The organism is Ornithinimicrobium pratense (genome assembly GCF_008843165.1).
In the GTDB taxonomy this organism is placed as follows: domain Bacteria; phylum Actinomycetota; class Actinomycetes; order Actinomycetales; family Dermatophilaceae; genus Ornithinicoccus; species Ornithinicoccus pratensis.
On sequence record NZ_CP044427.1, the window covers coordinates 3104314 to 3118137 of the forward strand.

The following is a 13824-nucleotide window of genomic DNA, read 5'->3' on the forward strand; positions in this document are numbered from 1 at the left end:
GATGGGACCAGGTCCTGGCAGTACGACCGTGACGACATCTCCACGAGACACGGCCTCTCGCACGAAAGTCACCATGGTGCGCTCTACCCCGACGGCGAGCGAAGAATGGCAGATGAAGACTGTCCGCGGTGACTCGCCGGTACGACGCTCAGGCCTGAGGCGGGCCATCAGGGCTCCGACCCACGGCGTCGATCGACTGCATCAGCGAGCGCTGATTCATAGGCTGAGCAGACGTCGTCCCAGTTGTAGCGAGCCTGCGCGCGCTCCCGCGCGAGGCGTGCCAACCTATCCTGTCGCCCCGGGGAGGCCAGCAAACTCAGTACTTCATCGGCGATTGCCTCCGCTGAGGGCTGCGTGAAAACCCCGACTTCTCCCAACACTTCCCGGTTGTACACGGTGTCCCTTGCGACGACGGGCGCCCCGCATGCCATCGCCTGCACGAGTGCAGGGTTTGTTCCTCCGACACTATGTCCGTGAAAGTAGGCACCGCAGTGCTCCCAGAGCGAGAACAGGAGGCGGTCATCGCTCACATGCCCCAGCCACTGCACACCCCGAATACGCGCCAACTCCTCGGCTCTGGCGTCCAGTTCGCCCCCGTACCCACCGGAACCAACGATGACCACCGGGGCGACCTCCGCGAGTTTCGGGACAGCGTCGAAAAATTCCCGCACCGTGTTCTCAGGGACGAACCGCGCTACCAGCAGGACGTAGGCTCGCGAGGTCAGGCCCAGGGGAACGGGGAGGGCTGAGTGGACCTCCCCGCCATAGGGGATCACGATGCCGTCCCTGCCGTACCTATCCATCCAGCGCTGCCGAATTGCCTGTGCGTCATAGACCAGAGTCGTGGCGTGGTTGGCGGTCACCCGCGCACCGGCTCGGAAGACGCGTTGGGCCACAGGTCCCCACTTGGCCCGCTCCCACTCGATGCCGTCGACGTTGACGACCGTAGGCACCTGACGTCTATCGAGCAATGGCAGCCAGAAACCGTTCGCCACATTCATGACCAGCGCGACGTCTGATCGGTCGACCGCAGCATCGATGGCCGAGGTCATACCGAAAGAAAGCGTACTGAGGGACTTCCAGTCCAAGCCTGCCGTTTCAATAAGTTCAGCGCGCTCATCTCGCGATGGGTCCTCATGGGCCACCCGCTCACGGCCGTAGACAGTGACCTGCCACCCACGGTCCAGCAGATATGGGACGAGACGCCTGACCAAGGTCTCGAACCCACCGTAGTAGCTGGGGTAACCCCGCGTTCCGGTGATCGCTACCCGACGGCCCTGGGGACTCCGTTCCGGGTTGGCGGGGATGTGTTGCCTGCGGAGTAGTGTCTTCTTCAACATGGACGAAACTTTCGGGCCTAGGCGGAGGTGGAGACCTTCCCCCGGGAGGTCGAGGCCTTCCCCCGGGAGGAGGAACGCACCTTGTTCAAAACGACACCAATCAGTCGTGCCTCTACACCCCCTAAGGCGTCTAGGGCCTTGTCAAGGTCATCGTGGGTAGGTTGGCTAGAGGCGACCACTAGCAGGGTGCCTTCTGTGAGACCCGCCAGGACCGCCGTATCAGTCACCGAGAGGAGTGATGGCGCATCGACGAGCACCAACTCGTACTCGCGCCGCAGGCTGGTGAAGACGTTTCCCATGGCTGGGCTCGCCAGGAGCTCCCCTGGGTGGTCCGTGTTGGAGCCGGCCGGAAGGACGGCGAGACCGTGCTCACCCCAGTCGGCAATTGCCGTAGGCAGGAGCGACGGATCAGACAAGACGTCGCTCAAGCCCGGGGCAGGGTGGGCTCCGAGGTACGCAGCGACGGCCGGCTGTTGCAGGTTGCCGTCGACGAGACATACACGGACTCCGGCAGCCGCCATGGCAAGGGCCAGCTGAGATGCGACCGTCGTTTTGCCCTCACCAGGGAGTGCGGAGGTCACCAGCACGCTCCCCACGCCACGGGTACTCGAGTGGAACTGCATCGTTGTGCGAATCCGGCGAAAAGACTCCGCGCTCGTCGCGTCCTGGTCGCTCGACCGCTGCACACCTTGCCCTACCTGGGGGACCTTTCCGAGCAGGACGGCGTCGACCAAGCGAAGAACGTCGGCGTCATCTATCGGCTCGGAGCCGGAACGTCTACGCAGCAGAGCCGTTGCGACACCCGCAGTAAGACCTATCAACCCTCCGAGAACGAGATTGAGAAAAACCATTGGCTGGGATGGTTCTTCCGGCACGGTCGCGGTCATGGTCGGCAGCAGCGCTACGGATGGTGGATTGACTCCTTCAAGCGTGCCGTCCGGGAGCGTTCCGATTGTTTCTACCGCCTCGGACCAGCTCTCGACGACGGCATTGGCCAGCGCGGCCGAGCCCTCTGCTGTGTCGTCCGTCACAGTTATGGTGACCAGAACAGTGTCGAGCCTCACGTCGGCCGAGATTTGCTCGGCGACATCCTCGATGGTTGCGTCCAGACCGAGCCGTTCGATGACGGGTCCGACGACCAGGGGTGAGTCAGCAATAGCGGCATACGACCGGATCCGCGACTCGACCAGAGCGTTCCCCTGCGCCTGCTCGTTGAAGCTCTCCACGCTCGTGACCGCGACGAACACCTCGCTGTGGGCTTGATACTCGCGGGGCATCACCGCGGAGGCCAGCGCTCCGCCCGCTACCCCCAGAACACTCGTGACGAGCAAGGTCAGCCAGCGTTTGCGCAGTGCCCATAGGTTGGCCGGACCGAGCCATGAACTCTCGCTGGAAGGACGCGTTGGCGTCCGGCGCGTCGTCGAGTCGATGACATCTTCCTCTCACGTGTACGCGTCGCCGGATTGGACGCACTGGCACCCTACACAGTCCCAGTTGCACAGCGACGGCGCATATGCCAAGCGGACCTGACTGGGCGGCCCGGCGACATCCCAAGACAGCGCCGAGCTCTCCACCTCCCGGCCGCCGCGGCCTCAAAGTGGCAGGTTCGGGCGTGCTCGACCTCGGACCCTTCACCAGTGTTAGGGTCGCTTTGGTGCTGGTGAAGTTCCGTGTCACCGTTCCGCCATCGTCCCCAAGCCCGACGGCACAGCCGCACCTCGCCGGAGTTGAGAATGACTGAGAGCCTGCCCGAGTCCGCGACTCGAGTGCGCGTCCTGGTCGTGGTGGTGACATACAACTCGGCCTCGCTCATACGTGACCTGAGTGCGGCTCTCGAGGAATGGCTCGAAAGGGATCCCGGGTTCAGGCTGGCGGTGATTGAGAATAGCCACTCCCAGGAGACGGTCGACGTCGTCAGGGAGGCGACCCAGGAGTCCAGCGACAAGGTCATGATCACGCTTGCCGCTCGGAACTTAGGTTTTGCCCCGGCCGTGAATGCCGCCGTGTCGGCCGCCGAGCATCAATGGGGCACAGCCGACGTTATTGTACTCCTGAACCCCGACGTCTCGACGTCGGGGTCAGCCCTATCTGCCGTGGCAGAGCATTTGCAGGATCGGACGATCGGCATCAGCGCGCCCATGTTGGTCGACGTGAACGGGCGTCCTGACCGCGGAGTGGCCCGTCGCTATTGGAATCGACGCCGCCTCTTTGCGGAGGTGCTTGGCGCCCCATCTCTCGCCTTAGGCTTGGGCACCGCCCCCCGGCACATATCTCTGCATCGAACCCCGGCGGACGTCGACATTACTTCAGGTGCCTTCATGGCCATCCGACGCGAGGTTTTCGGCGTTGGGCTGGACACCCGGCTGCCGATGTACTTGGAGGACCAGGAGATCTGTCATCGTGCGCACCAACTGGGTTACCGGGTCGTCGTCTTGCCGGGAGTCATCGCCCAGCATGTGGGAGCTCACAGTCGCAAAACCAATGCGCCAATGCAACGGCAGTTGCGGATGATGGAACTCGCCAAGGCGCCGGCTCTCTCGCTGATGGACGTTGGCGGCACAAGCGCGGCAGGGGTGCGCGCGATCGTGGCAAGTGCTGGTACGGCGCGGTTCACCGTCGCCCTCACTGCTGCTATCGCCTCTGTTGTCACGCGACGGCACCGAGAGTGGGCCAGATCGCAGATGCGCCTCGGCACGTGGTTCGTAGCCTGGGCGGCAAGCGCAGACGCAGTCGACCCAGTGAGGTGGGACCACCCGTGAGAGTGCTCGTCGCTAACAAGTTCCTGCGCCCGGTCGGCGGGGTGGAATCCCACGTGGAGGCGGTGAAGGACTGGCTGGTAGCGGCGAACCACACCGTCGTCCCCTTTGCCATGGCTGAGGAAGGGAACGAAAACACGGCCTACTCTCGCTACTTCCCGAGTCAGCTCGACTTCCGAGCGTCCGGAGTGCGAGCCACTGCCCGCACTCTGGAGCGCGCCACGGTCTCGTCAGAAACGCGGCGCAAACTGGGAGAGCTGCTACGGTCCGAGTCGATTGACGCAGCATACGTCGTGCACGTCTATCACCAGCTTGGAATGGTGATGCTCAATGACCTGACTGATTGGGGGGTGCCGACGGTTCTCAGCCTGCATGACTACAAGATTGCCTGCCCCAACTACCGGTTTTTCTCCGAGCGCACGGACAAGATGTGCACTAAGTGTCTCGACCACCGGTCCGGATACTTGTGGGCTCCAGCCGTTGAACGTTGCTGGTCCGGGAGCCGGAAGGCTGGACTAGCGCTGAGCCTTGAGGCATTAACGACGCGTGCCCGGCAGAGCTACCGGCGTCCCGGCGCGGTGGTTGTGTTGAACACGCTTCAGGAGAAGGCAGCGCTGTCCGCCGGTGTTGACGCCAGCAGATTGCATCGAATCCCCCATCCCGTGACGCTCGGCAGTGAACGGCCGAACGCGGATCGTACCCATGTGCTCTTTGTCGGTCGTCTGGTTCCCGAGAAGGGTGTGGACATCCTTATCCGTGCGGCTCGCACGTCCAACGTCCCCGTGAAGATAGTCGGAGACGGACGCAGCGCGGAAGCACTCAGATCGCTGGCGGAGTCGATTGGGGCTCCAGTCGAGTTCGTTGGAGCAGTACCCAGTGCTGAGGTGCCGGCGCTCTTGGCGCAGGCGGCGGCTCTGGTCGTACCGTCGGTCTGGCATGAGGTCAGCCCATTGGTCGTTTATGAGGCCATGGCGGCCGATGTCCCGGTGATCGGCACCAATGTCGGGGGAATGGTGGAGCAGCTAGGAGCAGGCCGGGGCCTCTTGGTCGAGCCTGGTGACGTCGCAGGGCTCGGGGCGGCGATGCAGCGCCTGGTGCACCACCCTGACGAAGGACGCGCCCTCAGCGAAGCGGCGCGCACCTACGCCGCTGAGCATCTGGCGCCAGCACGGTGGTCAGAGCGCCTCGTCGCGGCGTTCAACGCGGCCGGCGCCGAGGGTTTTGCAGTCTAACGTGCAAGATCTCACCTCACGGCGAGCTCTCCTCATGAGGATTGCTGCTGGCCTCGCCATCTTTCTTGCGGCGGCGGTAGGCGTCGAGGTCGTGTCTCCGAACTCCCCGGTCCAACTTGGTCTGCTGGTGACTGCGCTGGCGTTCGGCGTTCTACTTGCGGCGGTTCCGGTGCCGTACCTGCCTGCTATGGCGCTCATCCTGTTCGTTGCGGTGCCGCAGCAAGCGGTCGGGTATCTGAACGGAGCGTCGCCGGCCGCGTTGGCGCTATTCGCCTGGGCGCTACGAAAGGCATTGCGTCGCGTCCCCTCCGGGCGTTCACCAGTCCTAGTCATGATCGCGAGGTCGGCCGGAGTGGCTGTCGTGCTGTGGAGCACGTTCCTCTTGATGCATGCGGCTACCGCCAACACCTTTACGACGAGTCGCAACTGGATCGTCAGCCTGACCCTGGCCGCGGTTCTGCCGCTGTTCGTCGCCGGCCCCACGCGGGAGGCGCGGGCCGTATGGAGCGTTTGGCCGATCGTCACGCTGGTCGCTGCCTCTTACGCCGCCATCGAATTCCTGCTGCAGAGCAATGCCTTGTTCGAGTCGCTCTACGCCCTGGTGGGTCGGCCCGTGGAGCAGCAGTGGGCTGTGTACCGCTCTCATGCGTCGTTCGGACATCCCCTGTACGCGGCAACGTTCTTCGCAACATCGGCTGCGGCAGGTCTTGCACGCTGGCTCATCGACCGCAGTTCCTTGGTATGGATCATCGCCAGCATTGTTGGGTTAACGGTCACCGTATCCCGAGGCGCGCTCCTCGCGGTGGCTGCAGCGGCCGCAGTGGTGTTCTTCGTCGGCTGGCTACAGTTCAAGAAGGGTGACCTGCCCGGATACCGAAGTGGGCTGGTGATCACTTGTGCTATGGGTGTCGCCGCGCTCTCAACCGGCTTACTACAAACGCGGTCTGGAGCACTTGAAGCCTCGACGTCGAGCCTTGCGCGCACTGAGGTCCTCTCCATCGCGCTTGCCACGGTAAGGGAAACTGGTTGGCGAGGTACGGGCGCTGGCACCTCGGACCAGTCAATTCAGTCGTGGAACGACCAAGGACTGATGGTGGAGAGCTCACCCTTGCAGGTTCTCGTCAGCCTCGGAATTCCAGGTAGCTTGGCTTTCGCTATCTTGATCGCCGTACTGCTCGCCCACTGCCTTAGGACGCGGAACCTGGCAGCGCTAGGCGCCATCGTCGCGTTCGTGGTGGCCATCTCTGGATATAACGCTATCGAGTCCCTCTTGCCCCTTCATGCCTTCATGGGCGTGCTGTTCCTCCTGGTCATAGCTGGTCCACCAGAGCACCACTCGGCCTCAGCTGGCCGATCAGCCTCGACGGAGGATACGCCCGGGCCGGCCGGATGCACACCGCCTGACAAGGCGCACAACGCAGGGGTTAGCCATCAGCGAAGGTAGGTCATCGGCCCGAAGTCAGTTCGCCTTCATCGTCGCCTCACGGCTCTCAGCTGCTGCTGTGCAGGCCATTGTCGGGATCGCCCTGGCTCGTTCCGTTGGTCCGGCCGAGTACGGGACCATCGTCGGTTTCGCTGGCGCGGTCCTGTTCTGGTTCATCGTGTGCGATCTCGGCATCGCGAGTTACGTTCCCCGTGCTCGCGCGGTAGGGGACGCCGCCGCGGTGTCGACCTCACTGCTCCTCAACGTCGCGACCGCCGCCCTGGGAGCCCTGATCGCCATCGCGGCCACGTTTCTGGGCCCGTTCGACGCCGAGTTAGCTGGCCTTCTGACGCTCATCGTTGTGGGGCAAGCCCTTGATAAGAACATTGACGCGGCCGTGGGTGTTCCGATCGCAGACGGCGAACGGGTCTTTCCCGCCGTTTCGGTGCTCTTGCGACGGATGACGACGGCGGCCGTCTTCTTCGTCGCCCTGCTCGGGGGCTGGCCGGCTGTTCCCGCCTACTGCCTAGCCGCAGTTGCTGGCCCCGTGGCAGGACAGATCCATATGCGCTTACGGCTCGCCACTCTCGGGCTCCAGATACGCGTCCGGCACGCCAAGGGCGCCGCTACCGTTGTCCGACAGTCCTCGTTCTTCGCTGTCACCGACATCGGCAACCAGTCACGTTCCCTGGATGTCGCCATCGTGGGTCTGGTGAGTTCTGCTGCAACTGGTGGCTTCTATGCAGGGGCGTCCAAGCTCATCGCCCCCTTCTCCTTGGTGGCGTCCACTCTGGCCGCAGTCGTGCTCCCCAGAGCCGCTCGCTCCACCCCCCGGACTGTCTATCGTGTTGCCCTGTCCATGGGGGCTGGCGCGCTGGTTTTGTTCGTCCTAGCGGTGCCCCTCGCCTTCATTCTCAGCCCGTTCATCACGCTCATTCTCGGCGAGGAGTTTGCCAGTGCCGCCCCGGCTTTGGCCGCGCTCATCCTGGGGCTGCCGTTCGTTGCCCTGACGTCCCCGCTCGATGCTCTGCTGCAAGGCACTGGCCGGGAGCGCTTCGTGGCCGCGAATGCTCTCGTGTTCGCGGTCATCCTTGTGTTGGCGATCTTCATTGGTGCCGCGTGGGGAGGCGCAACGGGCGCCGCCGTGAGTGTCTCTGTGGTCAGTTTCGCCAAGAGTCTGGTGCTCTTCCTCCGCGTCTGCGCCGGCGGCAGGGACTGAGTTGATCCGACTCGAAGACGGGGGCCCCGGTGCTGCTGCACGTCAGCACCTACCTAGGCCGTGACCGGGCGCCTCCCCCTGCTCGAACTGCGGCCCCCCAGAGGTGCGATCACCTCTTGGGAGCCTTCGTTCTCCTGCGCCGGCGTCACCGGCTACTGATACAACAACTCAGGGACGAAGAGCACGATCTCGGGGAAGATCGAGAACAGCGCAATCGCCAGGCCCATCACGACGATGTAGGGCGCCGAGCCGATCAGGATCTCCTTCAGGGGGATATGTGGAGCGATCCCCTTCAGGACGAACAGGTTCAGACCGACCGGTGGGGTGATCAGCCCGATCTCCATGTTGATGGTCATGACAATGCCGAACCAGATCGGGTCGAAACCCTGGCTGATGATCAGCGGCAGCAGGATCGGGGTGACCATCACGATGATCGACACCGGCGGCAGGAACATGCCCATCACCAGCAGGACCACGTTGATGATCAGCAGCACGACCCACCGGTTGAGCTCCATCTCCGAGACCAGGGCGGCCAGGTCCTGCGGGATGCGCAGATAGCTCATCACCGTGGCGATCACCGCCGAGAAGGCCGTGATCAGCAGGATCATCGTGCTCTGGTTCGTCGTGTCCAGCAGCACGTCCATCAGGCCCCGGCCGGTCAGGCCGCGGTAGATGCCCAGCACCATGATCCCGACCAGCAGCGCGCCGATGGCCGCCGCCTCGCTCGGGGTGGCGATGCCGCGGTAGAGCACGACGAGGATCGCGGCGACCAGCAGGCCGAAGGGGATGACCTTCAGGAGGCTGGTGAACCGCTCGTTCCACGTGTAGCGCTTCACCGCACGCGCGAATGCCTGGCCGCCGGTCTTGACTCCTTCGGACTCTGCGCGGCGCATGTCCAACGTCTGGGCGATGAACACCCAGATGCAGAACATCAGGGCGAGCACGATGCCGGGGACGATGCCGGCGGCGAACAGCTGCCCGATCGACTGCTCCGCGGCGATGCCGTAGAGGATCAGGGTGACGCTGGGGGGGATCAGGATCCCCAGCGTGCCTCCGGCCGCGATGGCGCCGGTGGACACCCTGGCGGAGTAACCGCGCTTCTCCATCTCCGGGATGGCCACCCGCCCCACCGCTGCAGCCGTGGCCGGGCTGGAGCCGGTGAGCGCGGCGAACATGGTGGACGCTGCCACCGAGCTCATCGCCAGACCACCTCGGATGCGGGACAGCCAGGCTTCGCCGGCCTCGAACAGCTGCCGGCTGGCTTGCGAGCCGCCGAAGAGGTTGCCCATCAGCACGAACAGCGGGATGGCCAGCAACCCGAAGTCGTTGATCGAGTCGAAGACCATCTTCCCGAACAGGTCGAACTGCCCCGGCCCGAGAAACACCAAGACGGACAGGAGGGCGGTGATCGCCAGGGCGAAGGCGATCGGCATACCTGACATGAACAGGAGCACGGCAAAGCTGGCAATAATCAGCCCTTGGACCAGCGAGTCCAGGTCAGCCATCAGTCACTCCCTCGTTCCGTCGCCCGACCTGGTCGCGCTGGTCCTTGCTCGGGCTCGGGCTGGGACTCGGAGTCCGCGTCTGCCCGAGCCGCGTCTGCCCGCGCCTCATCCGCAGCCTCCTTGGCCTCCGCGAGCTCGACGACCTCGATGTGCGTCTGGGCGTGCGCGAGCTCGGTGGCAGCGCGCATGAGCGAGACCTCAGACAGCGGGATCCGCCCGCGCAGCCCCTGGATGCCCTCGATGATCATCGCCACGAGCTGCAGCGCCACGAGGAGCATGCCGATCGGCAGGATGGCGTAGGCGATGGACAGCGGCGCACGCCAGGCCGTGGCCGAGCGGTGCCCGCCCTGCCACGCGGTGTGCCACATCTGGAAGGAAAGCCACAGGACGACGAGGACGACCGCCAGGCACAGGACGCTGGTGACCAGCTTCCACGCCAACCGGGCGCGCCCGTCGACCCGCTCCACCAACAGGTCCACCCCGACGTGGGCGTGGTGTTTCAGCCCGTAGGCCGCACCCACGAAGGTCACGAACATCATCAGGTAGATCGTGGTCTCGGTCTGCCAGATCGTCGACTCCCGCAGCACATACCGGACGAAGACGCCGTGGGCCGTGACGAAGGTGGCCGCGACCAGTGCGACACCGCTGAGGTAGCCGGTCAGCTCGGACAGCCACGTGGCCCACCGGAACGTCAGCGCCTTGGTCAGCAGTGACGGCTCAGGCCGGTCGAGAGGTGGGGCGGGTGTGCTCCCCAGGTTGGGTTCCCGATCCACCGATCAGTTCCCAGCCTCGAGTGCCATGTCGATCAGCTCCTGGCCACCCTCGATGTCCTCGGCGTAGGACGCCCACTGCTTCTCGGCCAGGGTGACCCACTCCTGGTATGCCGCATCGTCCATGGTGACCACGTTCACGCCCGCGTCGGTGAAGATCTGCTCCACCCGCGCGTCGTCCTCCCGGGAGGCCTGGTAGGCGTACTCCTGCAGGTCCGCGCCCGCGGTCTCGACGGCCTCCTGCTGCTCCTCGCAGAGGGATTCGAAGGTCTCGGTGGTGATGATGAGCGGCTCGAACATGAACCAGAAGGTGTTCTCCGTCGGGCTGGTGTAGGACGCCACCTGCTCCTGCAGGTTGAACGAGGCGAACGAGCCGGTCGAGGTGACGGCGGCGTCGAGCACGCCGGTCTGCATCGCGGTGTAGATCTCGTTCGAGGGCAGGCTGGAGATCCCGGCTCCCGCGTCGGCGAGCATGTGCTCGACGTAGGTGCCGGCCGCTCGCATGGTGGTGCCCGACGGCATGTCGTCGGGGGTCACGATGGGCTGGTCGGCCTTGGTGCCGATCCCGCCGGCGTTCCACACCCAGGTGAGCAGCTTCACGCCGTTCTCCTCCATGTTCTCCTCGACCCAGTCACCGATCTCGGAGTCTTCCCACGCCTGCGCCTGGTCGTGGTTGCTCACCAGGCCCGGCATCAGGGTGATCCCCCACTCGGGGACCACACCGCTGGCGTAGTCCAGGGGGAACACCGACATGTCGATCGAGCCGGCGCGCATCGCGTCATACTGCTCGGTGGCCTTGGACAGGGTGCTGTTGGGGAAGATGTCGACCGAGACGGAGCCGTCGGTGGCCTCCTCGACCTTCTCCTTGAAGTCGATGGCGATCTGGGAGCGGAAGTCGCCGTCATCTCCGGTGGGCTCGGGCCACTGGTGGGACAGGCGCAGCGTCACGTCCTCACACCCGGCCGCCTCGCCGCCCGCCGGGGAGTCGTTGGAGCCCCCACCGCACGCGGCAAGAAGCAGTCCGGAACTGATGGCCAGCGAAAACAACACCTTGCGGGTCACGAGAGTCTCCTTTGACTGGGTTGGTGGCCTAGTGGCCCATCCATTTAGAGGACTCTAGAGGGCCCTCGGTAGGCCGTCAATCACTGCCGAGGTTGCGGTAGCGGGCGCGCCGCATGACCAGGCGTTCCTCAGCGGGCATCGCCAGCAGATCGGCGAGGTGGTCGACCACTGCTTGGGCGACCCGTTGGCTGAAGGCGTGCGGCTCGTCGGCTGCATCCGGGTGCTCGGGCACGATCTCGTCCACCGCGCCCATCCGGAACAGGTCGACGGCACGGATCCGGTGCAGCTCGGCCATCTCGGCCGCCCGCTCCCCCGAGCGGTGCACGATCGCGCTGGCACCCTCAGGCGGCAGCGGCGCGATCCAGCCATGCTCGGCGCAGACCGTCCGGTCAGCCGGCATCAGGGCCAGGGCACCACCTCCGGTGCCCTCACCGAGCACGATCGAGACCACCGGCACACGCACGGTCGCGAGGGCACCCAAGGTGCGGGCGATCTCACCGGCCATGCCACCCTCCTCCCCCTCCGGGGACAGGTCGGCCCCTGGGGTGTCGATGACGGTGACGACGGGCAACGACAGCTCCTCGGCCAGCTGGAAGCCTCGCTGTGCCACCCGCAGCGCCGCAGGGCCCAGGTAGGCGTCTCGCTGCGCCCGCCGGTCCTGGCCCACGAGCACGCAGGAGACCCCGTCGAAGCGGGCCAGCCCGAGGATCACGGTGAGGTCGGACTCCCCGGACCCCGTGCCGCGCAGCGGGATGAAGATGTCGGCCGAGTGCTCAAGGAGCTCGCGCAGCCCGGGACGGCCCGGGCGCCGGGTCGCCTCGACGGACGCCCAGGCGGAGTTCTCCTCGGCCACCCCGGGCAGCCGGGCCGGTCCCGTCGTGGATCGGCTCGCGGAGCGGACCGGCTCCTGCGGCGCCGTGAGCACGTGCAGCGCGGCGATCGCCAGCCCGCGGAGGTCCTCGAGAGGGACCACGCCATCGAGGACACCCCGCCGCGCCAGGTTCTCGGCCACCTGGACACCGTCAGGGAAGGGCTCCCCGTGGATGACCTCGCGGACCCGTGGCCCAAGGAAGCCGACCAGGGCGCCCGGCTCGGCGACCGTCAGGTGGCCCAGCGAGCCCCACGAGGCCAGCACGCCGCCGGTGGTGGGGTGCCTGAGGTAGACCAGGTAGGGCAGGCCCGCCTGGCGGTGAGCCATCACGGCTTGCCCGATCTTGACCATCTGCAGGAAGGCGGGTGTCCCCTCCTGCATCCGCGTGCCACCTGATGAAGGGGAGGCCAGCAGCGGCAGACCCTCCTGGGTGGCCCGCTCGATCGCGACGGTCAGCCGCTCGCTGGCGGCCAGCCCGATGGAGCCGGCCAGGAAGGCGAACTCCCCGGCCACGACGGCGACCCGGCGCCCGTCGAGGAGCCCCTCGCCGGTGATCACCGCTTCGTCGACGCCGCTGCGCTCGTGCGCCTTGCGCAGCGCCGCGGCATACTCCTCCCCCAGCTGGGGTTGCGTCACGGGCTGGTCCCAGGACCGGAAGGAGCCCGGGTCGAGCACCGTGGTGAGCACCTCCAGTGCCGGTAGGCGGGTCATGCTCGGACCCGGCCGGGCCTGGCTCGTTTCTGTCATCGTCACTCCCTCGTGGACCAGTGGCCTAGCCAATAGGCAAGTAAGACACTTGTCAATAGAGTGTGGCGCCATGAGTGCCAATGACGACACCGCCCGGGTGCCAGCGGCAACGACGCCGCGGCCGACCCAACTGCCCAGGCCCCGCCTGTATGAGCAGATCGTCCAGGAGCTGCACCACCACATTGCCGAGCATGGGCTGGCCCCTGGCGACAAGCTGCCCGCCGAGCGTGAGCTGGCCCAGGCCTTGGGCGTGAGCCGCGCCTCCCTGGCCCAGGCCCTCGTCGCCCTGGAGGTGGTGGGGATCGTCCAGGTGCGGCACGGCGAGGGGGCAACCATCCGTCAGCTGCCCGGGGCCAGCGACACGCTGGTCCGGGCGGTGCGCGAGCACCAGGACTCACTGCCCGACATCATCGACGCCCGCTCCGCCATGGAGGCCAAGCTCGCCTGGCTCGCCGCCGAGCGTCGGACCGAGCAGGACATGCAGCTGATCGACGAGGCGCTCGCCCAGATGCGGGCCGAGGTGCAGGCGGGCGAGCGGGCGCTGGAGGGCGACCGCGCCTTCCACGAAGCGGTGACCCGGGCCGCGCACTCGGTGGTGCTGGCCCGGTTGATGGCTGAGATCAGCGAGCTCATCCTGGAGAGCCGCATCGAGTCGCTCTCCCAGCCCGGGCGCCCCCAGGACTCCCTGCGCATGCACGAGAGCATCACCGAGGCGATCCGTCGCCAGGATCCCACCGCCGCCGCCGCAGCGATGACGGAGCACATCGCGTTGGTCTCCGACGTCGCGTTCTTGTCCTACACCTCAGCCGAGCAGCAGGAGACCTGATCACCGGGCCGTGGGCGGCCAGGAACGGGCTGCCTGCTCTGCGAGCAGCCCGTCAGGTATGCCGCACTCAGCC

11 protein-coding genes are annotated in these 13824 nt (G+C 66.0%); 5 read left to right on the forward strand and 6 right to left on the reverse strand.

Annotated features, from left to right (window positions below; genetic code table 11):
- Window positions 1–167: 167 nt before the first annotated feature.
- Both FY030_RS14340 and FY030_RS14345 read right to left on the reverse strand, forming a co-directional pair.
- Window positions 168–1340 (reverse strand): glycosyltransferase, encoded by a 1173-nt coding sequence (locus FY030_RS14340; RefSeq protein WP_158062216.1) that lies wholly within the window; start codon window positions 1338–1340, stop codon window positions 168–170.
- A 17-nt stretch (window positions 1341–1357) separates the two neighbouring features.
- Entirely contained in the window at window positions 1358–2671 is a 1314-nt protein-coding gene (locus FY030_RS14345; RefSeq protein ID WP_158062217.1) for a tyrosine-protein kinase domain-containing protein, read from the reverse strand.
- Between the two features lie 402 nt (window positions 2672–3073).
- Here FY030_RS14345 and FY030_RS14350 point away from each other — a divergent pair, with 402 nt between their 5' ends.
- Genes FY030_RS14350 through FY030_RS14365 form a run of 4 tightly spaced genes read left to right on the forward strand, consistent with a single transcriptional unit; the run spans window position 3074 to window position 7970 of the window.
- Window positions 3074–4099: a glycosyltransferase gene (locus FY030_RS14350; RefSeq protein WP_158062218.1), complete on the forward strand. Its 1026-nt coding sequence runs from the start codon at window positions 3074–3076 to the stop codon at window positions 4097–4099.
- Window positions 4096–5328 (forward strand): glycosyltransferase, encoded by a 1233-nt coding sequence (locus tag FY030_RS16455; RefSeq protein ID WP_192498625.1) that lies wholly within the window; start codon window positions 4096–4098, stop codon window positions 5326–5328. Before FY030_RS14350 ends, FY030_RS16455 begins: the two co-directional genes overlap by 4 nt.
- Window positions 5329–5362: 34 nt before the next feature.
- Window positions 5363–6772 carry an O-antigen ligase family protein gene (locus tag FY030_RS14360; protein ID WP_158062219.1) on the forward strand — a complete coding sequence of 470 codons (1410 nt, stop codon included), beginning with the start codon at window positions 5363–5365 and terminating at the stop codon, window positions 6770–6772.
- Window positions 6773–6830: 58 nt separating this feature from the next.
- The gene (locus FY030_RS14365) at window positions 6831–7970 is read left to right on the forward strand and encodes a lipopolysaccharide biosynthesis protein (protein WP_158062220.1); all 1140 of its coding nucleotides are present in this window, start codon (window positions 6831–6833) and stop codon (window positions 7968–7970) included.
- 152 nt (window positions 7971–8122) lie between these two features.
- Here FY030_RS14365 and FY030_RS14370 read toward each other — a convergent pair whose 3' ends face one another.
- The 4 genes from FY030_RS14370 to FY030_RS14385 all read right to left on the reverse strand — a co-directional run bounded on the left by FY030_RS14370 (window position 8123) and on the right by FY030_RS14385 (window position 12925).
- Entirely contained in the window at window positions 8123–9475 is a 1353-nt protein-coding gene (locus FY030_RS14370; RefSeq protein ID WP_192498626.1) for a TRAP transporter large permease, read from the reverse strand.
- Window positions 9475–10248: a TRAP transporter small permease subunit gene (locus FY030_RS14375; RefSeq protein WP_158062221.1), complete on the reverse strand. Its 774-nt coding sequence runs from the start codon at window positions 10246–10248 to the stop codon at window positions 9475–9477. Before FY030_RS14375 ends, FY030_RS14370 begins: the two co-directional genes overlap by 1 nt.
- Before the next feature lie 3 nt (window positions 10249–10251).
- Entirely contained in the window at window positions 10252–11307 is a 1056-nt protein-coding gene (gene dctP / locus FY030_RS14380) for a TRAP transporter substrate-binding protein DctP (protein ID WP_158062222.1), read from the reverse strand.
- 76 nt (window positions 11308–11383) lie between these two features.
- The gene (locus tag FY030_RS14385; protein WP_238348418.1) at window positions 11384–12925 is read right to left on the reverse strand and encodes an acetyl-CoA carboxylase carboxyltransferase subunit alpha/beta; all 1542 of its coding nucleotides are present in this window, start codon (window positions 12923–12925) and stop codon (window positions 11384–11386) included.
- A 70-nt stretch (window positions 12926–12995) separates the two neighbouring features.
- Here FY030_RS14385 and FY030_RS14390 point away from each other — a divergent pair, with 70 nt between their 5' ends.
- Entirely contained in the window at window positions 12996–13751 is a 756-nt protein-coding gene (locus FY030_RS14390) for a FadR/GntR family transcriptional regulator (protein WP_158062223.1), read from the forward strand.
- Window positions 13752–13824 lie beyond the last annotated feature (73 nt).